Annotated in this window: 24 protein-coding genes and 2 tRNA genes; 13 read left to right on the top strand and 13 right to left on the bottom strand. The window is 75.6% G+C overall.

Annotated features, from left to right (window positions below; translation table 11 throughout):
- Positions 1-82: 82 nt before the first annotated feature.
- Together ACI8AA_RS00560 and ACI8AA_RS00555 are read right to left on the bottom strand one after the other, a co-directional pair.
- A tRNA-Pro gene (locus ACI8AA_RS00560) sits at positions 83-156 on the bottom strand.
- 14 nt (positions 157-170) lie between these two features.
- Positions 171-1622 carry an amidase gene (locus tag ACI8AA_RS00555; protein ID WP_457042574.1) on the bottom strand — a complete coding sequence of 484 codons (1452 nt, stop codon included), beginning with the start codon at positions 1620-1622 and terminating at the stop codon, positions 171-173.
- A 45-nt stretch (positions 1623-1667) separates the two neighbouring features.
- On the opposite strand from ACI8AA_RS00555, the gene ACI8AA_RS00550 reads away from it, so the two are divergent.
- A tRNA-Gly gene (locus tag ACI8AA_RS00550) sits at positions 1668-1741 on the top strand.
- Between the two features lie 206 nt (positions 1742-1947).
- Here ACI8AA_RS00550 and ACI8AA_RS00545 read toward each other — a convergent pair.
- Together ACI8AA_RS00545 and ACI8AA_RS00540 are read right to left on the bottom strand one after the other, a co-directional pair.
- A complete protein-coding gene (locus tag ACI8AA_RS00545) occupies positions 1948-2253 on the bottom strand; it encodes a hypothetical protein (protein WP_457042573.1) in 306 nt (101 codons plus the stop codon).
- 207 nt (positions 2254-2460) lie between these two features.
- Positions 2461-3507: a TerC/Alx family metal homeostasis membrane protein gene (locus ACI8AA_RS00540; RefSeq protein WP_457042572.1), complete on the bottom strand. Its 1047-nt coding sequence runs from the start codon at positions 3505-3507 to the stop codon at positions 2461-2463.
- A gap of 733 nt (positions 3508-4240) precedes the next feature.
- On the opposite strand from ACI8AA_RS00540, the gene ACI8AA_RS00535 reads away from it, so the two are divergent.
- The 4 genes from ACI8AA_RS00535 (at position 4241) to ACI8AA_RS00520 (ending at position 7400) form a co-directional block, all read left to right on the top strand.
- Positions 4241-4792 (top strand): PadR family transcriptional regulator, encoded by a 552-nt coding sequence (locus ACI8AA_RS00535; protein WP_457042571.1) that lies wholly within the window; start codon positions 4241-4243, stop codon positions 4790-4792.
- Entirely contained in the window at positions 4789-5463 is a 675-nt protein-coding gene (locus tag ACI8AA_RS00530; RefSeq protein WP_457042570.1) for an ABC transporter ATP-binding protein, read from the top strand. The genes ACI8AA_RS00535 and ACI8AA_RS00530 overlap by 4 nt, the downstream gene beginning before the upstream one ends.
- A gap of 20 nt (positions 5464-5483) precedes the next feature.
- Positions 5484-6845 (top strand): hypothetical protein, encoded by a 1362-nt coding sequence (locus ACI8AA_RS00525; RefSeq protein ID WP_457042569.1) that lies wholly within the window; start codon positions 5484-5486, stop codon positions 6843-6845.
- Positions 6846-7184: 339 nt separating this feature from the next.
- Complete coding sequence (locus tag ACI8AA_RS00520; protein ID WP_457042568.1) at positions 7185-7400, top strand: excisionase family DNA-binding protein; 216 nt, start codon at positions 7185-7187, stop codon at positions 7398-7400.
- A 1012-nt stretch (positions 7401-8412) separates the two neighbouring features.
- On the opposite strand, the gene ACI8AA_RS00515 is transcribed toward ACI8AA_RS00520, so the two are convergent.
- Positions 8413-8745, bottom strand: coding sequence for a GYD domain-containing protein (locus ACI8AA_RS00515; RefSeq protein WP_457042567.1), 333 nt, complete (start codon positions 8743-8745; stop codon positions 8413-8415).
- Positions 8746-9140: 395 nt separating this feature from the next.
- Here ACI8AA_RS00515 and ACI8AA_RS00510 point away from each other — a divergent pair, with 395 nt between their 5' ends.
- Positions 9141-9329 (top strand): hypothetical protein, encoded by a 189-nt coding sequence (locus tag ACI8AA_RS00510; RefSeq protein ID WP_457042566.1) that lies wholly within the window; start codon positions 9141-9143, stop codon positions 9327-9329.
- 15 nt (positions 9330-9344) lie between these two features.
- On the opposite strand, the gene ACI8AA_RS00505 is transcribed toward ACI8AA_RS00510, so the two are convergent.
- Positions 9345-10169 carry a M55 family metallopeptidase gene (locus tag ACI8AA_RS00505; protein WP_457042565.1) on the bottom strand — a complete coding sequence of 275 codons (825 nt, stop codon included), beginning with the start codon at positions 10167-10169 and terminating at the stop codon, positions 9345-9347.
- 108 nt (positions 10170-10277) lie between these two features.
- On the opposite strand from ACI8AA_RS00505, the gene ACI8AA_RS00500 reads away from it, so the two are divergent.
- A complete protein-coding gene (locus ACI8AA_RS00500) occupies positions 10278-11897 on the top strand; it encodes an MFS transporter (RefSeq protein WP_457042564.1) in 1620 nt (539 codons plus the stop codon).
- A gap of 7 nt (positions 11898-11904) precedes the next feature.
- Complete coding sequence (locus tag ACI8AA_RS00495) at positions 11905-12798, top strand: YhjD/YihY/BrkB family envelope integrity protein (RefSeq protein WP_457042563.1); 894 nt, start codon at positions 11905-11907, stop codon at positions 12796-12798.
- Positions 12799-12805: 7 nt separating this feature from the next.
- On the opposite strand, the gene ACI8AA_RS00490 is transcribed toward ACI8AA_RS00495, so the two are convergent.
- From ACI8AA_RS00490 to ACI8AA_RS00475, 4 genes are all read right to left on the bottom strand, one after another.
- Complete coding sequence (locus ACI8AA_RS00490; protein ID WP_457042562.1) at positions 12806-13303, bottom strand: DUF4396 domain-containing protein; 498 nt, start codon at positions 13301-13303, stop codon at positions 12806-12808.
- A gap of 133 nt (positions 13304-13436) precedes the next feature.
- Positions 13437-14438, bottom strand: coding sequence for a sigma-70 family RNA polymerase sigma factor (locus ACI8AA_RS00485; RefSeq protein ID WP_457042561.1), 1002 nt, complete (start codon positions 14436-14438; stop codon positions 13437-13439).
- Between the two features lie 157 nt (positions 14439-14595).
- The gene (locus tag ACI8AA_RS00480; RefSeq protein WP_457042560.1) at positions 14596-16371 is read right to left on the bottom strand and encodes a bifunctional metallophosphatase/5'-nucleotidase; all 1776 of its coding nucleotides are present in this window, start codon (positions 16369-16371) and stop codon (positions 14596-14598) included.
- A gap of 92 nt (positions 16372-16463) precedes the next feature.
- Positions 16464-18101: a hypothetical protein gene (locus tag ACI8AA_RS00475; RefSeq protein WP_457042559.1), complete on the bottom strand. Its 1638-nt coding sequence runs from the start codon at positions 18099-18101 to the stop codon at positions 16464-16466.
- Between the two features lie 224 nt (positions 18102-18325).
- Between ACI8AA_RS00475 and ACI8AA_RS00470 the strand changes: the two genes are divergently transcribed.
- Genes ACI8AA_RS00470 through ACI8AA_RS00460 form a run of 3 tightly spaced genes read left to right on the top strand, consistent with a single transcriptional unit; the run spans position 18326 to position 21570 of the window.
- A complete protein-coding gene (locus ACI8AA_RS00470; protein WP_457042558.1) occupies positions 18326-19624 on the top strand; it encodes a sensor histidine kinase in 1299 nt (432 codons plus the stop codon).
- Positions 19615-20286 carry a response regulator gene (locus ACI8AA_RS00465; protein ID WP_457042557.1) on the top strand — a complete coding sequence of 224 codons (672 nt, stop codon included), beginning with the start codon at positions 19615-19617 and terminating at the stop codon, positions 20284-20286. The genes ACI8AA_RS00470 and ACI8AA_RS00465 overlap by 10 nt, the downstream gene beginning before the upstream one ends.
- A gap of 42 nt (positions 20287-20328) precedes the next feature.
- The gene (locus ACI8AA_RS00460) at positions 20329-21570 is read left to right on the top strand and encodes a GNAT family N-acetyltransferase (RefSeq protein ID WP_457042556.1); all 1242 of its coding nucleotides are present in this window, start codon (positions 20329-20331) and stop codon (positions 21568-21570) included.
- A 114-nt stretch (positions 21571-21684) separates the two neighbouring features.
- On the opposite strand, the gene ACI8AA_RS00455 is transcribed toward ACI8AA_RS00460, so the two are convergent.
- A complete protein-coding gene (locus tag ACI8AA_RS00455) occupies positions 21685-22176 on the bottom strand; it encodes a ribose-5-phosphate isomerase (RefSeq protein ID WP_457042555.1) in 492 nt (163 codons plus the stop codon).
- Between the two features lie 25 nt (positions 22177-22201).
- Here ACI8AA_RS00455 and ACI8AA_RS00450 point away from each other — a divergent pair, with 25 nt between their 5' ends.
- Together ACI8AA_RS00450 and ACI8AA_RS00445 are read left to right on the top strand one after the other, a co-directional pair.
- Positions 22202-22870, top strand: a complete 669-nt coding sequence (locus tag ACI8AA_RS00450) for a DUF429 domain-containing protein (RefSeq protein ID WP_457042554.1) — start codon at positions 22202-22204, stop codon at positions 22868-22870.
- The gene (locus tag ACI8AA_RS00445) at positions 22867-23628 is read left to right on the top strand and encodes an MBL fold metallo-hydrolase (RefSeq protein ID WP_457042553.1); all 762 of its coding nucleotides are present in this window, start codon (positions 22867-22869) and stop codon (positions 23626-23628) included. Before ACI8AA_RS00450 ends, ACI8AA_RS00445 begins: the two co-directional genes overlap by 4 nt.
- Before the next feature lie 106 nt (positions 23629-23734).
- Here the strand turns inward: ACI8AA_RS00445 and ACI8AA_RS00440 are convergent, their stop codons facing one another.
- Positions 23735-24490 carry an SDR family oxidoreductase gene (locus ACI8AA_RS00440; protein ID WP_457042552.1) on the bottom strand — a complete coding sequence of 252 codons (756 nt, stop codon included), beginning with the start codon at positions 24488-24490 and terminating at the stop codon, positions 23735-23737.
- Positions 24491-24724: 234 nt separating this feature from the next.
- On the bottom strand, positions 24725-25387 hold the full coding sequence (locus tag ACI8AA_RS00435; RefSeq protein ID WP_457042551.1) for a mycothiol-dependent nitroreductase Rv2466c family protein: 663 nt from the start codon (positions 25385-25387) through the stop codon (positions 24725-24727).
- Between the last annotated feature and the right edge of the window lie 135 nt (positions 25388-25522).

The raw sequence follows: 25522 nt of genomic DNA, 5'->3' as shown, positions 1-25522 counted from the left end.
GCAGTGCTCCTCGGTACGACGGAAGGGGACGCCGGGACCGGCGCCGGGTCGACCCCCGAGTCTAGAGACGCCGGGGGCGGGGTCGGGGTGGCGGGATTCGAACCCACGGCCCCCCGCTCCCAAAGCGGGTGCGCTACCAAGCTGCGCCACACCCCGTGGCGGCTGCGAGTCTAGGCGGCCGCCGACGGGCGACGTGCCGCCCACGGGGCCGCCTCCTCCAGCGCGGCGGCGACGCGCACGAGCAGGTCCTCCCGCCCGGCGCCCGCGACCAGCTGCACGCCGACCGGCAGGCCGGCGTCGGTGGTGTGCAGCGGCAGGCTGACCGCCGGCTGGCCGGTGACGTTGGCCTGGGCGGTGTAGGGGATGAACGCGCCGATGCGGCGGCCCTCCTCGCGCGGGCCCGCGGCGGTGAACCAGCCGAGCTCCGGCGGGGGTGCGCCCACGGTCGGGGTGACCAGCAGGTCGAAGCCGTGCCCGCCGTCCTCCCTCGGGGTCCAGAAGGCGGCCATGCGGCGGGACCAGGAGCCCAGCCAGGCGCGGGCGCCGAGGTACTCGGCCGCGGTCGTGCGGTGGCCGGCGGCGCGGTAGTGGGCGTTGCGCGGCTCGAGCTCGTCGTCGCCGATCTCCCGGCCGAGGACCTGCTCGAGGTCGGCGAGCATGCGGGCGGTGTCGGCGGCGATGGTGGCGTTGAAGTTCCGGGAGAAGCCGTCGTCGAAGAAGGCGGCGGGCGCGGCGGGCTCGACGTCGCACCCGAGGTCCTCGAGCAACCGGCCGGCGCGGGCGACGGCGGCCCGGCACTCGGGGCTGTCCAGCCAGCGCTCGTGCGGCGGGACGTCGAGCAGGCCGACCCGCAGCCGGCCGACCGGGGCGCCGACCTCCTCGGCCAGCGGGCGGGGCAACGGCGGGGCGGCGTAGGGGTCGCCGGGCATCGGGCCGGCGATCGCGTCGAGGACGGCGGCGGTGTCGCGGACGCTGCGGGTGACGACGCCGTCGATGGTGGCGCCGGCCCAGCCCTCGCCGACGGCGGGCCCCTGGCTGACCCGCGCCCGGCTGGGCTTGAGCCCGACCAGCCCGCACTCGCTCGCGGGGATGCGGATCGACCCGCCACCGTCGCTGGCGTGCGCGACCGGGACGTACCCCGCCGCCACGGCCGCGGCCGACCCGCCGCTGGAGCCGCCGGTGGAGCGGGTGGGGTCCCAGGGGTTGCGGGCCGGGGCGTTGGCGGCGGGCTCGGTGGTGACGGTCGTCCCCAGCTCGGGGACGTTGGTGCGGCCGAGGACGACGAACCCGGCGGCGCGGAAGGCCTCGGCCAGGTGGCTGTCGCGCCGCCAGCGCACCTGCGCGTCGCGCAGCGGGGCCAGGCCGTAGCAGGTCTCCTCCCCCGCCATGTGCGCGCCCATGTCCTTGAGCAGCAGCGGCACACCGCGGAACGGCCCGTCGGGCAGTGTGCCGGCGGCCTCGGTGCGGGCGGCGTCGAACCGCTCCCGGATGACGGCGTCGAGCTGCGCGTTCGTCGCCTCGACGCGGGCGATCGCGGCGTCGACGAGCTCGGCGGGGCTCACCTCCCCCCGGCGCACCAGGTCGGCCTGCGCGGTGGCGTCCAGCTCTGTGGGCTCGGTCACGCCCGGACGCTATCGGCCGGGCCCGCTACGCTGGGCAGGCACCTCGCGGGTGTAGCTCAATGGCAGAGCCCCAGCCTTCCAAGCTGGCCATGCGGGTTCGATTCCCGTCACCCGCTCCACGCGGTTCCGCAGGTCAACCGGCCTGTAAGGCCCTCTGGAGAAGCTCCGGAGGACCCGTTCGAACCCTTTCAGGACCCCTGTTCTCTGCTGCGTGGCTCATGAACGGGGCCCGCCGTCGGCTTGGACCGCCTGGTGGGACGGTCGTCACTCATGCGGACATCCCTCGGACCACGTCACGGACTGACCGCCCCAGATGGCGCACGCCTCAGGCGAGTCGGTCAGGTGTCCCCGGGCGGTCCACTCGGGGCGGCGGCTCAGAGGGACCCCACACCGACCCGTCCCAGCGGAACGTCCGACCGCCGGGCCCTTCCCACAGGTCGCCGATCCCGGGCGGGTCCCGGTCCGGCACGATCGGGATCACCACGCCCTCGTCCTCGGCAGGGTCCAGCACGTGCAGGTCCTCCCCCGGGGTGTACGTCCGGCGGCCGTGGCGCAGGTCGTCCACGAGGTCGGCCAGTCGGTCCCAGGCGCCGTCGGTCACCAGGTCGTTGATCTCGCACCGGATGCACATCAGGGCTCCTCCTGGACTCCGGCGGGCAGCACCAGCATCGGCCGCAACCCTGGCGCAGTCCGGTCAGCCGCGGGTCGGCCCTGTTCCCTGGGTCGTGATCGAGCTGCGCGGTCGCGACGGTGCCGCGATCGGCCCCTCTGTCCCTGAGCGGCCCGCCACACGGGACAGCCCATGGGCCAGATGCGCGAACGGGCGCGGAGGTGGCGACTACGCCTGCGGCTCGTTCTCGTGCTGCCGGGAACCGGTCGCGCGCAGCGATCCGGGGTGGGCCTTCGCGGTGGGGTCGCGGCGGGTCCTGGCCAGGCTGGCGACGGTGACGACGGCGAGCACGACCACGATGACGCCCAGGCTGAGCGGGGTGGGTATCTCCGGCACGCGCGGGTCGATGTCGACGTGGGCCCAGTGCAGGATCAGCTTGACGCCGATGAACGCGAGGATGAACGCCAGCCCGGCCGACAGGTAGACGAGCCGGTCGAGCAGGCCCTTGACGAGGAAGAACAGCGCCCGCAGGCCCAGCAGCGCGAAGGCGTTGGCGGTGAAGACGATGTAGGGCTCCTCGGTCACCCCGAAGACAGCGGGGATGGAGTCCAGGGCGAACAGCAGGTCGACGCTGCCGATCGCGATGAGCACGATGAACAGCGGCGTGACCATCCGCCGGCCCTCGAGGCGGGCGGTGAGCCGACCACCGACGTAGTCGGGAGTGACCGGCAGGAGGCGGCGGGCGGCCTTCACCATCGCGTTGCCCTCGATGTCGGGGTCCTCGTCGCGGTGCCGGAACAACTGCACGGCCGTGTAGATCAGCAGCAGGCCGAAGAGCAGGAACATGAAGGAGAACAGCGACAGCAGCGTCGCGCCCAGCGCGATGAAGATCGCCCGCATGATCAGGGCGAGGACGATCCCGAAGGTGAGCACCTTGTGCTGGTGCTCCTCGGGCACCGCGAACGTCGTCATGATGATGACGAAGACGAACAGGTTGTCGACCGACAGGCTCTTCTCCACCACGTAGCCGGCGAAGTACTCGGTGCCGGGGCCGCCGCCGTAGGCGAGGGTGAACCACACACCGAACCCGACGGCCACCGCGATGTAAAACACCGACCACGCGGTGGCCTCGCGGAAGCGGACGCGGTGCGGCCGGACCGCGGCCAGCACGAGGTCCACGGCGAGCAGGGCCAGCACGACGGCGATGGTGAGCGCCCAGGTCAGTCCGCTGATCTCGAGCACGCCGGTCTCCGTCCTGTCGGCGGGTGACCTCACGCCAGTGCCAAGCGTGCCCTCCGGTGGGATGCCCGCCGGATCGACGGCCCAACCCGGCGGCACGGTGGTCAGGGAGCGAGATCCGGTGGACGTGGCGTCCGAAGCGTTCCGTCGAGTCGAGGTGCGCGGCAGCGACCCGGGCCTACGGGACGCAGAGCGGCCCGCATGACCAGCCGGGTTCGACAACTCGCCCGGGCCCCACCCGGCTGATGCCCCGCTCCACCCGGCTCGTGAGCGCGGCCGAGAGGTCGACACCGATCTCGACGGCGTCCCCGACGCCTTCGAGCCCACCGACGCCCCGACACCGCGCACCTGGTCGCCCGTCCCGGCGCACCGGGTGTCCCTGAAGCCGCCTCCAGGGACACTTCGTCGTCGCACATGACCGACATGAGGGCACCGGCGCGGCGCCCTGTCGAGCTACCAGGCAGCGCTCGTCAGAGCCGGATCCCTCGGCACCGGAGATCGCCGAGATCAAGTGCCACACACCTGGTGCGTTCGGCGTTCCGGAAGTCGTTGTGACGGGTCATCGGAGACCGCGCAGACGGTGAGGGCCTGCCGAGACGGGACAGAGTCGACGACCGGGCGCGCCTCCGAGAGCACGAGTGTCAGCGCCGCGAGCGCCAGAGCCAGGCAGACCCTGAGGAGGTCCCTCGTCGACTGAGGAGGTTCGCCGGCAGTCCGGGACGCGACCCATCTATTCACTGAGTACCTACTCATGGTGTAGACATCCTGCATGTCGTTGACCGAGCTCCACCTGGCCTTGCTGGCGGGCTCGCCGCGGCACGGCTACGACATCAAGCAGGAGCACGATTCGTGGTTCCCGGACACCCGGCCGCTGCCGTACGGCCAGGTGTACGCGACGTTGGCGCGACTGCAGCGCGACGGGCTGGCCGAAGTCGTGGAGACCCGTGTGGAGGGCGGCCCCGAGCGGACCGTGTACGCGCTGACCGCCGAGGGGACCGCGCGACTGCGGGCCTGGCTGGCCGAGCCTGCAGCGCCCACCGGAGTCGGCGCGGAGGAGATCGTCCGAAAGACCGTGGCCGCGTTGCACACCGGCATCGACGTCGCCGGGTTCGTCGCCCGCCAGCGAGCGGCGCACCTGCGGCGCATCCGAGAGCTGCAGGCCACTCCACCGGGCGCCGGCGCGGCCGAGCGACTGGTCCGGGAACACCTCATCGCCCACCTCGACGCCGACCTGCGCTGGCTCGAGCTGGCCACCGACCTGCTGCCGGCCCCTCACGGCCGGCAGACCGTCCACCCCGATCAGGAGGAGAACCGCGCATGAGCACGGTGGAGCTGTCCGGTGTCAGCCATGCCTACGGCCGCACGCAGGCGCTGAGCGACGTGTCGCTCAGCGTGGAACCCGGGGAGGTCGTCGCCGTGACCGGGCCCAGCGGCTGCGGGAAGTCGACCCTGCTCCTGCTGACCGCGGGAGTGCTGCGCACCCAGTCCGGCCGCGTCGTGGTCGCCGGCACCGAGCTGTCCGGGGCGGACGACGCCGCGCGCGCACGGTTCCGGCGCCGGCACATCGGCCTGGTACTGCAGTTCGGGCAGCTGGTCGCGGATCTGTCGGTGCGGGACAACGTCGCGCTGCCGTTGCTGCTAGAGGGCCACCGGCCGGCCGAGGCCCGCGCCGCGGCCGACGGCTGGCTCGACCGGGTCGGGTTGGACGTCGGGCCCGACACGATGCCGGCGGACCTGTCCGGCGGCCAGGCGCAGCTGGCCGCCGGCGCCCGCGCCCTGGTCACCGGGCCGCAGCTGCTGCTGGCCGACGAGCCGACCGCCAGCCTGGACACCCCCGCCGGGCGGGCGCTGCTGGACCTGCTGGTGGGCACCACGGTGCAGGCCGGCGGGTCGGTGGTCCTGGTCAGCCACGACAACGCGGTCGCAGCCCGCGCCGACCGCGAGATCCGGCTGCGCCGCGGCGCCATCGCCCACCAGGTGGCCCTGTCATGAGCCCTGCCACGAGGTCTGTCGTGAGGCCTGCCGCCCTGTGGCAGCTGGCGGCCCCGAGCGTGCGGACCTCCCGCACCCGGGCAGCGTTGGTGGCCGGCGGCACCGGCGCGGCCGGCGCGCTGGTCCTGGCCACCGGAGCGCTGTTCCGGGTGCCGGCCTCCGCCCTCCCACCTCCCGGCACCACCGAGGTCTACGAGGTCTCCTACGACCCCCGCTTCGCCAGCATCGTCACCAGCGCCGAGACCCGCATCGGCGTGGCCACCGCGGTGCTGCTGGTCGCCGCCACCGCCGTGGTCCTGGCGTGGCAGGCCGTGTCCGCCGGCAGCGCGCGCCGGCACCGCCGCGACCGGGCGCTGGCGACCGCGGGGGCCACGCCGGGCGACCTGCGGCGGCTGGGCGCACTCGAGACCGCCGTCGCCGGCGCGGCGGGGGGACTGCTGGCCGGGCCGGCCTACCTGCTGCTGTGGCTGGTCCTCGGACCCGCGCAGCCGGCGGCCAGCCGGCTGTTGCCCGCGCTGGCACCGGCCGACCTCCTCACCTGGGCCTGCCTGGTGCCGGTGTCCGCGGGGCTGGCCGCCGCCGCCGGCGCCCGCTCGAGCACCGGACGCCGCCGGCGTCCGCTTCGCGGCTGGTGGTGGGTGGCGCTCGCGGCCGTGGCGCTCACCGGCATGCTCGCCGTTCCGCGACTGAGCCAGATCGCCGACCGGCAGGTGCAGGTGGCGCTGATGTCGGCCGCGGTGACGCTGCTGCTGCTGGCCGCGCTGGGCAGCGGCAAGCCCTGGGTCGGGGGCAAGGCCGCCAGGATGAGCCGCCGCAACAGCACCGCGGACGTGCTGGCCGCCGGCGGACTGCGCACCCTCGCGGGACCCGCGGGACGGGCCGCCGGGGTGCTGCTGGGTGCCGGCCTGACCATCGGTGTCGCCACCGTGCTGCTGGGCGTCACCCTGCGCGAGGGCACCGCCCTCGGCTCCGGCGGTTCCCTCCCCGGGCTCGTGCTGGCCGCCGTCGCCGCCGGCTTGGCAGGACTGGCCGGACTGGCGACCCTCACCCTGGCCGCGGTCGACGACCTGCTCACCACCCGCCGGGCCCTGGCCGCGATGGCCGCCGTCGGCGCCGACGTGGCCACGCTGCAGGTGGTTCAGCGGCGGCGGCTGCGGGCAGCGACGGTCGCACCTCTGGTCTGCGGCCTGCTCATCGGCGGGCTCGGCTACGGGGCCCTGAGCGCGACCCCAGGATCGGCTCCCGCCGTCGACGCGTGGCCGCTGCTCATCGTCGGCCCGATCGCCGTCGCCCTCCTGGTGCTCGCGAACGCGGGGATCGTGCGGCTCCTGAGCAGCCGCACCCGTGCGGCCATCGACCCGGCCAACCTCCGCGTCGCATGACCACCGACGAACCCGCCAGCGTCATCGCCGCCCGCCAACTCGCCGCAGACGCCCGCGCACGACGCGACCGCACCGATCCGGGCAGGACGGCCAGCCCTTCTCTGGCCCATCGACGCCCTAGACAGCTCCGGCGGCGCACGGTCGATGGCGGCCCGCCGCCGACCGCACCTCCGGCAGCAGGCGAGCCACCGCGGGGGTGAACAGCGCAGCACCGGTCAACCAGGGCCGGCGACCGGCGCGCACCGGATCGTCACACCGGACATCGCGGCGCCGGACTACTGCCCGGCCGGAGCGGGACGACCGGAGGCGTTCTGGAGGACGCCGGCGAAGCTCCGAGGCATGACGAGGCGAGCGGCGCAGGGGCAGGCTCTCGATCGCGGCCCGCTGCTGACCGTCGGGCGGGCCGGCGAGTACCTCGGCACCGGCGAGCGGTTCATCCGCCGGCTGATCACCGAGCGCCGGATCAGTTGCGTCGAAGTCGGCACGCATGTGCGCCTCGAGCGCTCGGCGCTAGACGCCCTTGTGGACGCCGGCCGCGTCCACAGCCAGCGCTGAGCGGCGAGGACGCCCGCTGAACAGCCCGCCATGGTCGCGACGTGGCCAAGCGGACGTTCGGCACCGTCGACGCGCTTCCGAGCGGTCGCTTCCGCGCCCGGTATCGCGGCCCCGACGGTCGGCGCCACGCCAAGGTCTTCAGCACCCCGGCGGACGCCTGGGCCTGGCTCGCCACCCAGCAGACGGACCTCCTCCGGAAGACCTGGCGGGCTCCGACCGCCAGCCGCAGGACGGTGGGCGACTACGCCGAGGACTACCTCGCCCGCAACGACCCCCGGGAGGGCACCCGCGCCCTCTACGCGGGCCCGTGGCGCCACCACCTCGCCGAGCCGTGGGCCCACGTCCCCCTCGACGAGTCACCCCCGCCGCCGTCCGTTCCTGGCACACCAGGGCCGGCCGCACCACGGGCCCGACGGCGCTGTCCCAGTGGTACCGGCTCCTGGGCGCCGTCCTCAACGTCGCGGTGGCCGACGAAGCCATGCGTCCGACCCGTGCCGGCTGCGCGGGGCCGGCACGCCCAAGGCCACCCGGCCGTCCCTGGCACACACTCCGGCCGAGGCCCTGCAGCTCGCCGAGCAACTGGGGCGGGACCGGAGAACCGAGCGCTGTCCCGCGCTGCTGCAGGCCCTCGTCTTCGGCGGGCTCCGCTTCGGAGAGGCCACCGCGCTGCGCCGGTCCGAGGTCCTGCCCGGCGGCCGGCTGCGCGTCGAGCGATCGGTCCGGCGCGTCGGCGGCCGATGGGTGGTCGGCGAACCCAAGACCGATGCCGGACAGCGCACCGTGACCCTGCCCGCCGCCATCGCGGCGGTGCTGGAGGACCACCTGGGGAAGCTCCGGGAGGAGCCTCCGACGCCCGGTCGACCCCCTCCAGGGCCCCACGCCTCTTCCCCCGCCAGACGGCTGGATGCGGACTGCGGTGCCCCACCCCTCCGAGACCCCGGGGAGCTCGCTCCACGACCGGTGCGCCAGGTCCCGACCCGCTCGGAGGACGTCCCGGCACGTGCCTCCCGGATCAGCTCCCGGGGCGCCGGAAGGCGTCGCGCCCCCGCCTGGCCTTGTCGAGGACGGACCGCAGCTGCTCCTGGTCCAGCAACTGGTGGGTGCCGAGGCTCCGGACGTCGCCGGAACTCACCGACGAGACCACCGACGCGGTGGCGGTCTCCGCGTCCGGCGCCTCGAGGATCACCATCCCGTCCTGCTCACCGAGCATCCAGTACAGCGCCTCCAGCCGGGCGCCGACCGCCTCGGCCGACGCACTCGCGGCAGCGGTGCGATCGCCCGGTTGGTCGATCATCCGGCTCCACGCCTCCGGCGTGTACGAGAAGAAGACGACGAACCTGGGCATCCCGACCACCTCGTCCCGAGCCGTTGCGCCGCCCGATTGCACCAGCAGTCCGGCGGCGCACCGCGCCTTGGCGACGCGGCGCCGCCCGAGGCGGTGCGCCCGGACCGGGTGCAGTCCCCGCGGCACCGTCCGCTGCTCCGCACGGGAGCGCCGTGTCGTACCCCCGGGAGCGGGACCGAGTGGCCGGTGACGGAGCCGTCAGGGTCGGCGCTGCCTGCACGTGCGCCGCACCCGGCACGGGACCGCGGCGAACCGGAACAGGCCGTCCGTTCGGCGGGCGTTTCGTGCCGGACACGTCCGGTTACGGTCGTCGCACAGAGGGGCCCTGGATCGAACAGCGTGCCCAGGTCCTCTCCCGTTTCCCGGGCAGGTCTCCGGGACCGGGAGGCGACACCGTGGAAGCCAGCGAGCGGGTCACGTGGGAGGACTGCCCGATCTGCCGGCGGCCGGCGGCCGTCGGGTGGGTCGACGGGCGGGTCGTGGAGTTCGACTGCCCGGGCGGCTGCCGCCCGAGCGAGACGCAACTGGAGGCCTTCGCCGCGCGGCGCGCCCGCCCGCCGGTGGTCTGGCTGACCCGCATCTAGCCCGCCGGACGCCGCTCAGTCGGTGAACCCGCGGGTGAGCAGCACGACGGTCACGAACATCCGGTAGAGGGCGACCGGGTCCTCGTCGGCCATCCGGACGTCGAGGGTCCCGGCGCGCTCGACCCCGACGACCCGGGTGGCCAGCTCGGCCAGGTCCGCGTTGCGGAAGGTGACCTCCAGCGCCGCCGGCAGCTCGATCGCCGGCGGCCGGGCGGCGGGCAGGCCCCGCACGGCGGCGGCCGCCCGCTCGCGGATGAGCGCGCACGCATCGGCCGGGTGCAGGCTCTCGGCCGCGAACCGGGTCACCGACCGCTTGACGACGGCGGCCTCGATCCCCGGGCACACCGCGCGCGCCTCCTCGGCCGTCGTCTCGTCGCCGGTGACCAGCACGACCGGCACGCCGTGGCCGAGGGCGACCAGCGCGTTGATGCCCGACTCCCCCACCTCGACGCCGTTCAGTCGCACGCGAGCGACCGCCGCCGGGTTGTAGGTGTGCGACAGCACCGACGCCGGGCCGGACATCGAGCCGTGGTAGCTGACGAGGAAGACGGCGTCGAAGGAGCCGTCCAGCCCCTCCATCATGTACATCGGCTTGTGCCGGCCGGCGAGGTAGCGGGCGTTGCCGAGCAGCTCACCGGGGCGCAGGTTCTGCATCGTCGAGTGCGAGTCGTTGACGACGAACTCGGTGGCGCCGGCGTCCATCGCGCCCGCGATCGCGGCGTTCACCTCGTCCTGCAGCAGCCGCCGGTAGTGCTCGTACTCGCCGCCCGGGCCGCGGCACTGCGCCCAGTCGACGACACCCGCGGTGCCCTCCATGTCCGACGAGAGGTAGACCTTCACGCGCCCATCCTCGGCGGTCGCTCCCGGCCCCCCGCGCGGCGGTCCGGAGCGCCCGCTCATGCGGGCGGGACGATGCGCCGGCGTCGCCGCTGCGGTCAGCGTCGCACCGTGACGAGCTGGAGGCCGATCGTGGTCCTGGGGGCCGCGCAGTTCCTCGCCGTCCTCGACACCGCGGTGATGAACGTGTCGATCAGCCAGCTGGTCGAGGACTTCGACACGACCGTCACCACCATCCAGGCGGTCATCACCGTCTACACGCTCGTCATGGCCGCGTTCATGGTCACCGGGGGGAAGATCGGCGACCGGATCGGCCGGCGGCGCGCCTTCGCCGTCGGGCTCGTCGTCTACGCGGTCGGTTCCCTGATCACCGCGCTGGCGCCCACCGTGCTGGTCCTCGCCCTGGGGTGGTCGGTCATCGAGGGACTGGGGGCGGCTCTCGTGCTGCCCGCGCTCGCCGCCCTGGTGGGCGGCAACTACCGGGGCCGGGACCGGGCGATGGCCTACGGGGTGATCGGTGGGCTGGCCGGGGCCGGGATCGCCGTCGGCCCGTTGCTCGGCGGCTGGGTGACGACCTACCTCAGCTGGCGGCTCGTCTTCGCCGGCGAGGTCGTCGTGGTGCTGGCCGTCCTCGCCGGGCTCCGCTGGGTCGGGGACGCGCCGACGCCGGGCCCGCGTCCCCGGGTCGACGCGGTCGGGGCGGCGCTCTCCGCGCTCGGGTTGGCGCTCGTCGTCCTCGGGGTGCTGCAGAGCACCACGTGGGGCTGGCTGCAGCCGCGCGAGTCGCCGGTCACCGTCCTGGGTTTCGCCCTGACGCCGTTCGTCATCGGCGCCGGCCTGGCCCTGCTGGCGCTGCTGCGGTCGTGGCTGCGCCACCGGGAGGCCCGCGGCGAGGAGCCGCTGCTGCACTGGCGGCTGTTCTCGGTCCCGCCGCTGCGCGCGGCCGTGCAGACGCTCGTCGCGCAGAACCTCGTCCTGCTCGGGGTCTTCTTCACCGTGCCGCTGTACCTGCAGGTCGTGCAGGGGCTCGACGCCTTCGAGACCGGGCTGCGGCTGCTCCCGGTCTCGGTGCTCATGCTGGTCACGGCGATGAGTGCACCGCTGCTGAACCGGGTCGCCGGCCCGCGCACCGTGGTGCGGGTCGGCTTCGCAGCCCTGGTCGCGGCGTCCCTGTGGCTGCTCGCGACGGTCCGGCCGGAGCTCGACGACCTCTCCTTCGGGCTGGCGATGGCGCTGCTGGGGATCGGGATGGGCCTGCTGGCCGCCCAGCTCGGCAACGTCGCCCAGTCCAGCGCCGGGGAGGCCGACCGCAGCGAGGTCGGTGGCCTGCAGTACACGGCGCAGAACCTGGGGTCCTCGCTCGGGACGGCGTTCGTCGGCTCGGTGCTCATCGGCACGCTGACCGCCGCCGCCGTACGCGGGATCTCCGGCGACCCGCAGGTCAGCGACGACATCGCCGAGGAGGTGGGCGTGGCGATCGGCGGGGGCGCCAGCTTCGTCCCGGTCGACCAGGCGCGGGCCGCGCTCGACCAGGCGGGGATCCCCGCCGCGGAGGTCGACGCCCTGGTGGCGACCTACGCGGACGCGCAGCTGCTCGGCCTGAGGACGGCGCTCCTCGCGGTCGCCGCCGTCGCCCTGCTAAGCCTCTTCCTGACCCGCGCCCTCCCCGCCGCGCGCCTGGCCCCGCCACCGACGCCGGCGGAGCCGGCGCCGGCCGCCGTCCGGGGGTGAGGGCGGCATGGTCGTCCGCGGGTCCGGGGTGGTCCTCCGGCGGCTGGAGTCCACGTTCACCGGCCGGTGCGTCGCGGCGTTCCTGGACCAGCGCGGCGTCGACCGGGCCATGGCCGTCTCCGCCCAGGCGTTCACCGCGCTGATCCCGCTGCTCCTGCTGCTGTCGCTGCTGGCCCCCGGGGACGACGCGCCCCTGGTCGCCGAGATCGTGATCGACCGGTTCCGGCTGACCGGCGCGGCCGCCGCGGACGTGCAGCAGCTGTTCGCGGCGACCGGGGACGCCGGCGTCGGCGTGCTCAGCGTCGTCCTGCTGGTGTTCTCCGGCGTCTCGCTGGCCCGCCGGCTGCAGCGGATGTACGAGCAGGCCTGGCGGCTCCCGCAGCGCGCCGGCCTCCGCGGGTCGGTCGACGCGCTGCTGGGCATCGCCGCCCTGCTGCTGGAGATCGTGCTGCTGTCGTTCCTGCACGGGCTGGCGGCCCCCGGCGCCGTCCCCTGGGTGCTGCGCTGGACCGGCCACGTGCTGGCGGGCTGCCTGCTGTGGACCTCGATCCCCTGGCTGCTGCTCGGGGGCCGCCTCGCCTGGCGGCGGCTGCTGCCCACGGGCGCGCTGGCGGCCGTCGCCTCGGCGCTCTACGCCCTGGCCACGGCGGTCTACATGCCGCTGCTCATGGAGTCCTACAGCCGCAGGTACGGGCTGTTCGGCGTGACGCTCGCCCTGGTGGGCTGGCTGCTCGCCGTCGCGGTCATCGCCGTGGTCACCACGGTCGTCGGCGCCGAGCTCGACCGCGCGCCGGAGGCGTGGGCCGTGCGGCTCCGGGGCAGGCTCGGCCTGGCGACGGACCCGGCGACCGCGGCGCCGTCCGGCGCGGTCGACGGCGAGCGACCTCCCCCGCGGCGGTGAGCGGCGGTCAGTGGTGGGCGTGGACGACGGCGTGGCCGAGGCCGCGCCCCATCAGCCAGCGGTTGACCGGCAGGGTGACGACGAACGCCACCGCGAGGGCGCCGGCCAGCGACAGCCAGAAGAACGCCGAGTCCAGGCCGGCCTCCATCGCACCCGGGACGCCGACCAGGACGGCGTTGTCGACCAGCTCCATCACCGCGATCGAGACGGTGTCGGCCGCCAGCGCCACCCGCAGCGCCCGGCGGAACGTCAGGCCCGCGCGGAGGACGCCGCGCATCGTGAGCGCGTAGCCGAAGACGAAGGCCAGCGCGACGGCCAGGGCGACCGTGGCCCAGGTGGACAGGCCCAGGGTGGTCCCGATGACCATCCCGAGCACCTCGCCGATGGCGCAGCCGGTGAGGCAGTGCAGCGTGGCCTGCACGGCCGCGGCCCAGGGGACGGCGGTCCTCCCGGGGGTCGCCTGCCGGTCCGTGGTGGACGCCTGGTGGACGTGGTCACCGTGCATGTCCCCTCCTCCGTCGACGCCGACCTGTATACCCCTGGGGGGTACGTGGGACAACCCCTGGACGCGCCACCGCCTCCCGACCCCGGCGGGGTGGGAGGCGGTGGCGGGGAGGTGCGGGACCGGCCGGCGGGGATCAGCCGACGGCGGGCGCCGCGTCCGGGGTCAGCGGCAGGCCGAGCCGGGCGAACAGGTCGTTGTCCAGGTCGAGGAAGCTCGTGATGTGCCGGATCCGGCCGTCCTCGACCTCCAGCACGTGCAGCGCCCACGGCGTGTGACGGCCGTCGTCCGTGGGGCGCCACTGCGCGACCGCCGGGCTGCCGTTGGCCTCGGTGAGCAGCAGCCGGGAGTTCCGGCAGCCGCTGCCCGGGCCGAGCATCCAGGTGCCGATGTCGGCGGCGCTGCCCAGCCACATCTCGAACGGCGGCATGTGCTGGGTGGCGTCCTCGTGCAGCAGGGCGACGAAGGCGTCGATGTCGTAGCGCTCGAAGGCGTCGAGGTAGCGGTCCAGCAGCTCGCGGTGGTCGGCGTCCAGCGGCCGCTCCTCCGGGGTGCCGCCCATCGCCGCCAGCGTGGCGCGGGCCCGCTGCAGCGCGCTGTTGACCGAGGCGACGGTGGTCTCGAGCAGCGCGGCGACCTCGTCGGCGTGCCAGCGCAGCACGTCGCGCAGCAGGAGGACGGCGCGCTGCCGCGGGGGCAGGTGCTGCAGCGCCGCCACGAAGGCCAGCCGCACCGACTCGCGGGCCACCGCGCGCTCGGCCGGGTCGCCGTCCTCGGGCAGGACCGCGCGGTCGAGGACCGGCTCGACCCAGGCCTCGGTCGGCCGCCGGGCGGCCAGGGACGCCTCCACCGGCGACCACGGCGAACCGGAGAGGTCCATGGGCAGCGCCCGGCGCTGCCGCCCGGAGAGCTGGTCGAGGCAGACGTTGGTGGCGATCCGGTAGAGCCAGGACCGCAGCGAGGAGCGGCCCTCGAAGGAGCCGAAGCTCTTCCACGCCCGGACCAGCGTCTCCTGCACGGCGTCGTCGGCGTCGAAGGACGACCCCAGCATCCGGTAGCAGTAGCCGGTCAGCTCCCGCCGGTGCTCGAGCAGCCGCGGGTCGAGCTCGTCGGACACCCCGCTCAGCACGCTGGTCACGCGGACCACCTCTCCTCGGTCGCCATCCCCGTCGACGGGCGGTAGTCCACCACGGGGGACCGACGGAACGGGAGTCCCCGACCGCCTGACCCCCGGACGCCGACCGCCCCGCCGGAGGGCTCCGGCGGGGCGGTCGGGTGTGCGGGGGGCAGGTGCGTCAGGGCAGCAGCGGCTCGCCGTCGCGGACCAGCTGCCAGTTCGGGTCGTAGAAGTCCGCCGGGTCGATCACCTGGCGCTCCTGGGCCCAGTCGATGAGCAGCTGGCGGATCTCCTGCTGCTCGTCGTAGACGACGGGTGCGGTCGAGATGCCGGGGAAGTTGCCGCCGCCGGAGCGCCGGTAGTTGTTCACCGCGACCACGAACCGGTCGCCGTCGGCCACCGGCTCGCCGTCGAACTCCAGCCGGGTGACCCGCTGGCCTTCCGGCCTGGACACGTCGAGGTCGTAGTCGACCCCGGAGAGGACGTCGTAGTTGTAGTCCGGCGTGCCCTCCGCGTTGGTGAGTGTCTCCAGGTCGACGTCCCCGGTGGCCGGCACCTGGGCGAAGTAGCCCGCCGACTTCTCCAGGTAGGCCCGGACCTGGGCGCCGGTGAGCTCGACCGCCTCCAGCGTGTTGTCGTAGACGTAGAGCCCGGCGATGTCGCGGACGGTGACGTCGCCCTCGGCGAAGACCGCCGTCCGGCTGAACGGCGCGGCGATCGACAGCACCGGCAGGTCGGCCCGCGGCGTGCCCTCCATCGCGGCCTCGACGGTCCCGGTCTGCACCTGCTGGATGAAGTCGAGGATCGGCGTGTCCTCGTAGCGACTGGTCTCCGTGGTCAGCTGCTCGGTGGAGGTGGCGACCACCTGGTTGACGTAGTCGACCGTCGTCCGGTGCGCCTCGTCGGTCGCGGCGAGCACCGCCGGGTCCTGCGGGTAGGCGTCGGTGCGCAGCGCGGTGGCCGCGGTGCTGGCGACGTCCCACCGGCCGCGGACCTCCTCCAGCCCGATGTCCACCTGGGACACCGTGGCGCCCCAGCGGTAGGGCTGGGTCAGCAGCACGTCGTCGCCGGTGACCTCGTTGCGGACGACCTGGCTGGGCGCGTTGCGGTGGGTGTGGCCCACCACCATGGCGTCGATGCCGGGCACCGTCCGCGCGATGACGTCGGTCGGGTTCTCCGCCGGGGCCTGCGACGGGTCGTAGGACGACGTCCCGCCCACGCCGGCGTGCGACAGCACCACGACGACGTCGGCCCGCGCGGCGACGCGGGGGACCCACTTCCGCGCGGCCGCGACCATGTCCTGGAACTCGACCCGGCCCTCGACGTTGCCGCGGTCCCAGATCGCCGAGCCCGGCGTGGTCAGGCCGAGGATGCCCACGGTGACCGGCTCGTGCCCGGGGACGTCCATCCGGTGCAGCGTGTAGGGCTCCAGCACGGGCTGCTTGGTGCGGGCGTCGACGACGTTGGCGCCGAGCACCCGGTGGTCGACGTCGTCGGTGTAGGCCTGCAGCAGGTCCAGGCCGTAGTTGAACTCGTGGTTGCCGACCACCTGGGCGTCGTAGCCGATGGCGTCGTAGGCGGCGGCCATCGGGTGCTCGGCGCCGGTCCCGGGAACCGGCTCCTGCCGCGCGTAGTAGTAGCTCAGCGGCGTGCCCTGCAGGAAGTCGCCGTTGTCGACGACCAGCACGCTCTCCTCGCCGCGCGCGGCGCGCACGCTGTCGACGACCGACCCGACCCGGGCCAGGCCCGTGGCGAAGCCGTCCCTCTCGCTGTAGGGCGCGTCCTTGAAGTAGTCCCAGTCCTGCACCCGGCCGTGCAGGTCGGTGGTGGCCAGCAGGGTGATGTCGAGCTCGTCGGTGGCCGCTGCCGCGGGCGCGGCCGCCGCGGGCGTCGCCGCCCCGGCGGTCACCGCGAGTGCGGCCGCGACCGCGGCCCAGTACCTGCGTCGCTGCATGTGTGCGTCTTCCCCTCGGTGTGCCGCCCGTGCGTCCCGGGCGCGGGGCGACGCTAACTCCCGAGGGTGACTACTCGGTCACACAGGGGCGACTACTGGTAGCTGATCAGCTGGGGCCGCGGGGACACCTGGGCGATCGTCTCCTCGGGCGTGAGCATCGGGGAGTCCTCGTCGTAGAAGTTCTTCCAGCCCCAGGCCAGCCCCTCGGGACCGATGCCGTGCAGCACCCGCCAGGTGTCCTGCTTGCTCCCCTGCGGGCCCTGCCCGTCGGCGTGCACCATCACGGCGACCTCGTCGCGGGACAGGTCGACCTGCTCGCGGCCGGGGATCATGTCCACCCGGAACTGGTGCAGCACGAGCAGCTTCTGCGGCAGCCGGTTCTCGCGGGTGAGGTCGGCCAGCCAGGTCACCACCCGGTTCACCTCGTCGACGCCGACCGAGCCGATCTGGGTGAGGTGCACCTGGTCCGGTGCCAGCCGCCACTCGGGGTCCAGCGCCAGGCCGACGTGCGGCAGCTCCAGCAGCGGCCGGTACAGCTCGGCCTGGGTGACGAAGTCGGTGCGCCCGGGCTGCAGGTCCAGGACGACGTAGAGGCCGGCCTCCCCCGCGGCCTCCACCCACGGGCGGATCTGCTCCAGCGGCGCCTCGTAGGAGTAGTCGTTGCCGTCTGTCGGGAACTCCGAGGCCACCGTGGCGATGATCTCGAAGGCCGGGACGACGGTGGCGTCGGGGACCAGCGACTCGTAGGGCGCGGCGTGGTCGCGGGCCCGCTGGACCGCCGCGTCGACGTCCTGCTCGCCGAGCACGCCCAGCGCGCCGGTGCCCGGGTGCCCGTAGAGCGCCACCATGAAGTGCTGCGGGAACAGCGTCTGACCGCCGCCGGGCAGCTGGGTGCCGGTGGCCGCGGTCTCCAGCTTCCAGTCCAGGCCGTCCTCCGCGCCGAAGCCCGCGCCCAGGGCGACGACGGTCTCCGCGCCCGACACCGCCTCGACCGCGTCGGCCGACGCCCGCGGGTCGGTCTGCCCGCCGGTCACCTGCACGCGCGCGCCGGCGGCCCGGGCGGTGGCGACGCCGGCCAGCGACTCCGGCGCGCCGTCGGCCAGGACGACGGTGCCCTCGAGCGGCTCGGCGCGGGTGACCGCGGGCAGCTCGCCGTCGGCCTCGCCCTCGGCCGCGGCCCCGTCCTCCTCGGGGCGCAGCGCGGCCGGCGCCCCGGCCTCGAGCGCCGCGACGGCGGCCGCCTCGCCGTCGGCGGGCACCGGGTCGGCGGCGGCGAGGTCGAGGCCGGTGGCGGCGGCGACCGCCTCGGCACTCGCCGGCGCGGTGACGACGTCGGCGTCGCCGGGCGCGCCGTCGGCGCCCACGGCGAGGACCGTCCGCGCGCCCAGCCGGCCGATCTCCTCGGCGACGGCGCCGTCGCCCTCCCCGCCCTCGGGGTCCAGCAGCAGCGGCACACCCAGGCCCACCGCGGCCGAGGCGCCGAGCAGGGTGGCCGCCCGGTCGCCCTCGGGGGCGACGACGACCACGCCGGCCTCGTCGAACAGCGCGCGGCTGGCGCTGACGGCGGATGCCGCGGGCTCGGCGTCGGCGACGACGGTCAGCCGCTGGTCGGGCGCGGAGGTCGCGACGGGGGCGGCGCCGTCCCCGTCCCCCTCCGCCGCTGTCGACGCCGTGCACCCGGCAGCCAGCAGGAGCGCGCTGAGCGCGACGGGCACCGACCTCGGGCGCACGGGCAGACCTCCGTCCCGCCGGGCACGCGGCCGCGCGGGAGCGCGGCGCCGTCGGGCGTGCACGGGATCGCGCCCGACACTAGCCAGGGCGCTGGACACCGGCCCGGCGCGACCGGGAGCATCGCCGGCGACATGAGGAGCGCAGCGGGTGTCGGGCCAGCCCGACAGCGGATCGACCGGCTGACGGGATCGGCCGGCCGGCCCCGCGCCAGCAGGCTCGCCGCATGACCACCGACACCCTCGTGATGCCCTCCACGACCGCCCCGCCGCACGCCGGCCTGCTGCGCCGGCTGCTCGTCGACTCCGGCTACGCGCTGCTGTCGCTGCCGGTCGGGATCACCGCCTTCGTCGTCGCCGTGACCGGTGTGGCCGTCGGCGTCGGCACCCTGGTGATCTGGGTCGGCCTCGCCGTCCTGGCGCTCACCCTGCTCGCCGCCCGCGGGTTCGCCGCGCTCGAGCGGGCGCAGCTGCCCGCGGTGCTCGGCCACCCGGTCCCCCGCCCGGCCTACCTGACCGCCGACGGCGGCCGGGTGCGCCGGCTGCTGACCCCGCTGCGCGACCCGCAGTCCTGGCTCGACGTGCTGCACGCCGTCGTCCGGTTCCCGGTGGCGATCCTGGCCTTCGTCGTCACGGTCACGTTCTGGGCCGGGGCGCTCGGCGGGCTCACCTACGGGCTGTGGGACTGGGCGCTGCCCGACGCCTCCGGGGACCCGGAGAACACCGACCTGCTGGAGCTGCTCGGCCTCGAGAGCACCGCCGGCCGGCGCGTCCTGCTCTACACGCTGATCGGCGCCGTCTTCGCGGTGCTGCTGCCGTTCGCCGTCCGGGCGGTCGCGCTGCTGCAGGCCCAGCTCGGCCGGGTGCTGCTGACCTCCCGCGCCGCCACCCAGGCCGAGATCGGCCGGCTCTCCCGCGGCCGCGACGCCGCCGTCGCCGCCGAGGCGGTGGCGCTGCGCCGGCTGGAGCGCGACATCCACGACGGCCCGCAGCAGCACCTGGTCCGCCTGGGCATGGACCTCTCCCGCGCCCAGCGCCAGCTCGAGCGCGACCCCGCCGCCGCCCGCACCACGCTCGCCGAGGCCGGCGTCCTCGCCCGGGAGGCGCTGGAGGAGCTGCGCGCGCTGTCCCGCGGCATCGCCCCGCCGGTGCTCGCCGACCGCGGCCTGCCGGCCGCGCTGGCCGCGCTGGCCGCCCGCTCGCCGGTGCCGGTGGAGCTCGCCGTCGACCTGCCCGCCGAGCGGCCGGCGCCGGTCACGGAGAACACCGCGTACTTCGTCGTCAGCGAGGCGCTGGCCAACGTGGCCAAGCACAGCGGGGCGACCGTGTGCCGGGTCGAGGTGGCCCGGGCCGGCGACGTGCTGCGGGTCGTCGTCGAGGACGACGGCGAGGGCGGGGCGCTGCTGGTGCCCGGGCACGGCCTGGCCGGGCTCGCCGACCGGCTGCACGCCGTCGACGGCGTCCTGGCGGTCGACAGCCCGCGGGGCGGCCCGACCCGGACGACGGCGGAGCTGCCGTGGGGGTGAGCCCCGGCGACCGGCCGCTGCGCGTGGTGCTCGGCGAGGACTCGGTCCTGCTCCGCGAGGGGCTGGTCCGGCTCCTCGAGGAGGCGGGCACCACCGTGGCGGCCGCCGTCGGCGACGGCCCGTCGCTGGTCCGCGCGGTGCGTGCCGAGCGGCCCGACGTGGCCGTCGTCGACGTGCGGATGCCGCCCACGCACACCGACGAGGGGCTGCGCGCCGCCGTCGAGGTGCGGCGGGTGGTGCCCGGGACGGCGGTGCTGGTGCTGTCGCAGTACGTCGAGGTCACCTACGCCGACGAGCTCCTGGCCGACGGCCGCGGCGGCGTCGGCTACCTGCTCAAGGACCGGGTGACCGACCTCGACCAGCTGCTGGCCGCGCTCGCCGAGGTCGTCGCCGGCGGCACCGTGCTCGACCCGCAGGTGGTCGCCCAGCTGTTCGCCCGCCGTCGCGCCGACGACCCGGTGCGCCGGCTCACCCCGCGCGAGCGGGAGGTGCTCGGGCTGATCGCCGAGGGCCACTCCAACACCGCGATCGCCCGGCAGCTGGTGGTCACCCCGGGCGCGGTGGAGAAGCACACCCAGCGGATCTTCGCCAAGCTCGGCCTCGCGCCCGACGAGGACCGCAACAGCCGGGTGATGGCGACGCTGGCCTACCTGCGCGGCTGACCGCGGTCGCGGGCCGTCGTCCCCGCCCGGTAGACACCAGGGGTGACCGATCCCGCTGACCTCCGCCCCGTCACCGCCGAGGAGTGGCCCGCGTTCAGCCGGGCGATGCTCGAGGTCTTCGGCGACGAGCCGATCGGCGACTTCACCGAGCGGGTCCCGCCGACGGCGGAGCTGGACCGGTCGCTGTCGCTGTGGGCCGGCGACGGGCGGGTGGCCGCCACGGGCGGCATCTACAGCCGGCAGGTGACGGTGCCCGGCGCCGTCGTCCCGTGCGCGGGCGTCACCTGGGTGACCGTCTCCCCCACCCACCGCCGCCGGGGCGTGCTGACCGCGATGATGCGCCGCCAGCTCACCGAGCTGCACGAGCGGCAGGGCGAGCCGCTGGCCGCGCTGTGGGCCTCCGAGGGCTCGATCTACGGCCGCTTCGGCTACGCGCCGGCGACGCAGCGAGGGAACCTGCGCGGCGCCACCCGGGACACGGCCTTCCGCCCCGGCGTCGACCTGGGCACCGGCACGGTGGCCCCGGCCGGCCCCGAGGCGTGGCGGGCCGGCGCCGCGCGGGTGCACGAGGCGCTGCGCCGCTGGGTGCCCGGCACGTTCGAGCGCGACGAGCGCTGGTGGGAGCGCGCGCTGCGCGACCCGGCGGAGCGCCGCGGCGGCGCCAGCGCCCGCCGGTACGTGCTGCACACCGAGGCCGACGGCGAGGTCACCGGCTTCGCCGCGTTCCGGGTGCGCGCCCGGTGGACCGACGACGGCCTGCCCGACGGCACGGTCGTCGTCGACGACGTGCGGGCGCGCAGCACCCCCGCGTACGCGGCGCTGTGGCGGTACCTGCTCGACCTGGACCTGGTGCGGACGGTGGAGGCCGGCTACGCCCCGGCCGACGACCCGCTGCGCCACCTGCTGGCCGACCCTCGCGCGCTACAGGTGCGCCCGCTGGACGGGCTGTGGCTGCGGCTGGTCGACGTCGGCCGGGCGCTGGCCGCGCGCCGCTACCCGGCGCCGATCGACATGGTCCTCGAGGTGCGCGACCGGTTCTGCCCGTGGAACGACGGGCGCTGGTGGCTGCGCGGGCACCCGGCCGGGGCCTTCTGCGCCCCCACCGACGGCGACCCCGACCTGGTCGTCGACGTCGAGGCGCTGGCCGCGGCCTACCTCGGCGGCGTCTCGCTGGGCACCCTGCAGGCGGCCGGCCGGGTCACCGAGGTGAGCCCGGGCGCGGTCACCCAGGCCGCGACGGCGTTCTCCTGGCCGGTCAGCCCCCACTGCCCCGACCAGTTCTAGGAGGACCCCCTCGCCCCCCACGCCTCGCTCCGCCCGGCGCGGGCCCCTGCGAGGGGGCCGTTCCAGCACGTCACCTGCTCGGCGCGGGCCCCTGCAGCGGGGCCGTTCCAGCAACTACGCCGCGTCGCCGCGGGTGGGCAGGCCGCCGGCGGGGCGGTGCCGGTTCTGCTCGTAGTCGCTGACCAGCCCGATCCGGCGGACGTGCCGCTCGTCGTGGCTGAACGGCGTCCGGAGGAACTCGAGCACGAGCCCGGTGGCCTCCTCGATCGAGTGCTGGCGGGCGCCGATCGAGACGACGTTGGCGTCGTTGTGCTGCCGGGCCAGCTGGGCGGTCTCGGTGTTCCACACCAGCGCCGCGCGCACGCCGGGCACCTTGTTGGCCGCGATCTGCTCGCCGTTGCCCGACCCGCCGATGACCACGCCGAGGCTGCCCGGCTCGGTGACCACGCGCTCGCCGACCTCGAAGCAGAACGGCGGGTAGTCGTCCTGCGGGTCGTAGTCGAAGGCGCCGCAGTCGACCGGCTCGTGCCCGGCCTCGGTGAGCGCCCGCTTGAGGTGCTCCTTGAAGTCCAGCCCGGCGTGGTCGGTGCCGACGAAGACGCGCATGCGCCGAGTCTGTCAGGGTCGGGTGGTGGCGGTGCTCGGGGTGGACGGCTGGCGCGGGGCCTGGGTCGGCGCGCTCCTCGAGGGCCGCACGGTGCGGTTGCTCCACCTGCCTGACGCGACCGCCGTCCTCGCTGTCCCGGACGTCGAGGTGGTCGGCATCGACATGCCGATCGGCCTGTCCGGCGACGGCCCCCGCGCCTGTGACGGGGCCGCCCGCCGCCTGCTCGGCCGGGCCGGCAGCTCGGTCTTCCCCGCCCCGGTCCGCGCGGTCCTCGGCGCCCGCGACTACGCGCAGGCCCGGGAGCTGTCGATCGCGGCCACCGGCGGGCGCTCGCTCTCGGCGCAGGCCTTCCGGCTGACGGCGTCCATCCGGGCGCTGGACGACGCGCTGGGCGACCCGCCGCCCGACCACGTCGTCGAGGTGCACCCGGAGCTCGCCTTCCGGGCCCTGGACCCGGCCGTCACCGACCCGAAGGTCACCGCCCGGGGACTGGCCCAGCGGCTGGCGGCACTCCGATCCGTCATGGACGTCGAGGCCGCGCTGGCCGCCGCGCCGCCGCGGGTGCCGGCGGTCGACGCGCTCGACGCCTGCGCCGCCGCGTGGTCGGCCCGCCGGGTCGCCGACGGCGCCGCGGAGTGCGTCGGCGACGGCTCGCTCGACGCCCGCGGCCGGCCGATGCGGATCTGCTGGTGACGTTCACCGAGGTCGCGGCGGGCGTCTTCGTCCGGCGGCACGGGTCGCTGGACCTGAACTGCGGGCTGGTGGTCGGCGACGGCGCCTGCCTCGTCGTCGACACCCGCTCCTCCCCCGCCGAGGCCGCCGACCTCGCCGCCGCCGTGCGCCGGGTGACCCCGCACCCGTGGACGGTCGTCAACACGCACGCGCACTACGACCACTGCTTCGGCAACGCCGCGTTCCGCCCGGCGACGGTGTGGGGCACGCACGGCTGCGCCGCGGACCTGCTGGCCACCGGCGAGGCCCAGCGCGCGGCCCGGGTCGGCGAGCTGCTCGCCGCCGGGGACGACGCGGCCGCGGGGCAGGTGCGGCGCGCGCCGCTGGACCCGCCCGACGCGCTGGTCGACGACGTCGCGGTGCTCGACGTGGGCGGCGTCGAGGTGGTGCTGCGCTTCCTCGGCCGCGGGCACACCGGGCACGACCTGGTCGTCGAGGTGGAGGACGGCACCGTCTTCGCCGGGGACCTGGTCGAGGAGGGCGCCCCGCCGGCGTTCGAGGACGCCTTCCCGGCCGAGTGGCCGGCGACGCTGGGCCGGCTGCACGCGCTGGCCCGCGGGCCGGTCGTCCCCGGCCACGGCGCGGTGGTGGACGCGGACTTCGTGGGCGCGCAGCGGGAGGAGCTGCTGGCGGTGCTGGCCGCCGTCCTGGCCGGCCGGCTCGACCGCGGCCCCTACGACGAGGCGACCATGCGCGTGGCCGCGTCCCGCCTCGGGTGAGGCGGCGAACCACGACCGCCGAGATCGGCGACGTCGTGGCGATCCGGCGCTGATCGCCACGAGATCGCCGATCTCGCCGCGCGGCCGGCGGTGGACCCGCCCGCGCTCAGGTGAGGCGGCGGACCACCGGCAGCGGCAGCACGCGCAGCAGCGCCGACACCGGCCGCCACGGCCACTCGGGCACGTAGGCGCGCACCGGCTCCCGCTCGATCGCGGCGACCAGCGCGTCGACGCCCGTGTGGAGGTCGACGGTGAACGGGCCGCGCCGGCCGACGTTGATGTCGGTCTCGACGTAGCCGGGCAGCACCGTGGTGACCCGGATGCCGGTGCCGAGCAGGTCCGACCGGATGCCCTCGGCGAGCGCGTTGAGCGCGGCCTTGCTGGCGCCGTAGGCGGTGCGGGTGCCGCGCATCCCGCGGACCGAGGCGACCGAGCTGATGACGACGAGGTGGCCCGAGCCCTGGGCGCGGAACAGCTCGACGGCGGCCTCGCACTGCGCGTGGGTGCCGAGGACGTTGGTGAACAGCGTGGCGCGGTTGGCCCAGCCGGCGCCGGTGCCCACCGACGCGCCCTTGCCGATGCCGGCGTTGGCGACGAACCGGTCGACGCCGCCGAGCTCCGCGGCCAGCGCCGGGACGCCCTCGGCCACGGCCGTCGCGTCGTCGACGTCGAGGGCCGCGGTGACCACCCGGATGCCGGGGTGGGCGGCGAGCAGCTCGCCGCGCAGCTCCTCCAGCAGGTGCTCGCGGCGGGCGACCAGCGCCAGGTCGCGGCCGCGGGCGGCGAAGCGGCGGGCCATGCCCATGCCCAGCCCGGAGCTGGCGCCGGTGATCAGGATGCGCTGGCGGGTCGGTCGCGGCACGCCCGCGAGCATGCCAGCCGGGCACCTCCGCGGATGCACACCCAGGGGCCCTCGGCCCCTCGCACCCCGCCCCAGCTCGAGGTGATCGCCCAGCCGGGGCTGGCCGAGGCGCCGGCCGCCGTCCCCGCGCCCCGGGCCGCCGCCGGGATCGAGCAGGCGGCGGAGGCGCCACCTGACCCGTCCCCGGGCGCCCGCCGCCGGTCGCGCTCCCGCGGCCGGCGGCGGGCGGCGGGCTCAGTTGTTCGTCAGCTCCAGGGCGTCGGCCGGCACCGAGTCCATGTCCGGGCCGGCGGTGCGGGTCCGCTTGAGCTCCCAGAAGTCGGGCAGGTTGGCCAGCAGGACGGCGCCGTCGAAGGCCCGGCCGGCGTCCTCGCCGGTGGGCACCTTGCTGATGACGGGGCCGAAGAACGCGACGCCGTCGATGTGCATGACCGGGGTGCCGACGTCGTCGCCGACCGGGTCCATGCCCGCGTGGTGGCTCTTCTCCAGCGCCTCGTCGTAGTCGGTGGAGGTCGCCGCCTCGGCCAGCTCGGCCGGCAGGCCGACGCGCTCGAGCGCCGGGGCGATGATCTCGTCGAGCTCCCGGCCCTCGTGGTGGCGCAGCGCGCCCATGGCCGTGTAGAGGTCCCCGAGGACCTCGTCGCCGTGCTTCTCGGCGGCGGCGATCGCGACCCGCACCGGGCCCCACGCCTGCTCCATCATCCGCTGGTACTCCTCCGGCAGGTCGCGCCCGCGGTTGAGCACCGCCAGCGACATGACGTGCCAGTGCAGGTCGATGTCGCGCACCTTCGCCGCCTCCAGCACCCAGCGGCTGGTCAGCCAGGCCCAGGGACACAGCGGGTCGAACCAGAAGTCCACCCGGGCCTTCGTCGGGGCGCTCTGCACTGCCTCGGTCATCGATCGCTCTCCTCTGATCCGTCGTCCTCGGGGCCGGGGGCGCACCTCCGGCCACTGCCCGCTGCCAAGCGCCCCCTCCGGCCGGTTGTTCCCGGTGCCCCGCGGGCGTGTCGGCCGTCCGTGGCAGGCTGCCGG

Source organism: Geodermatophilus sp. SYSU D01180, from assembly GCF_054050415.1.
The sequence above is the reverse complement of the archived record's forward strand: the minus strand, read 5'-3'. Positions and strand labels throughout refer to the sequence as shown.

Coding starts and splice junctions, on each gene's coding strand:
- ACI8AA_RS00455 (WP_457042555.1), bottom strand. CDS start 22,176: ATGCGCGTCTTCGTCGGCACCGACCACGCCGGGCTGGACTTCAAGGAG.
- ACI8AA_RS00535 (WP_457042571.1), top strand. CDS start 4,241: ATGTCGTTGACCGAGCTCCACCTGGCCTTGCTGGCGGGCTCGCCGCGG.
- ACI8AA_RS00470 (WP_457042558.1), top strand. CDS start 18,326: ATGACCACCGACACCCTCGTGATGCCCTCCACGACCGCCCCGCCGCAC.
- ACI8AA_RS00480 (WP_457042560.1), bottom strand. CDS start 16,371: ATGCAGCGACGCAGGTACTGGGCCGCGGTCGCGGCCGCACTCGCGGTG.
- ACI8AA_RS00490 (WP_457042562.1), bottom strand. CDS start 13,303: ATGCACGGTGACCACGTCCACCAGGCGTCCACCACGGACCGGCAGGCG.
- ACI8AA_RS00530 (WP_457042570.1), top strand. CDS start 4,789: ATGAGCACGGTGGAGCTGTCCGGTGTCAGCCATGCCTACGGCCGCACG.
- ACI8AA_RS00545 (WP_457042573.1), bottom strand. CDS start 2,253: ATGTGCATCCGGTGCGAGATCAACGACCTGGTGACCGACGGCGCCTGG.
- ACI8AA_RS00435 (WP_457042551.1), bottom strand. CDS start 25,387: ATGACCGAGGCAGTGCAGAGCGCCCCGACGAAGGCCCGGGTGGACTTC.
- ACI8AA_RS00495 (WP_457042563.1), top strand. CDS start 11,905: ATGGTCGTCCGCGGGTCCGGGGTGGTCCTCCGGCGGCTGGAGTCCACG.
- ACI8AA_RS00520 (WP_457042568.1), top strand. CDS start 7,185: ATGACGAGGCGAGCGGCGCAGGGGCAGGCTCTCGATCGCGGCCCGCTG.
- ACI8AA_RS00515 (WP_457042567.1), bottom strand. CDS start 8,745: ATGCCCAGGTTCGTCGTCTTCTTCTCGTACACGCCGGAGGCGTGGAGC.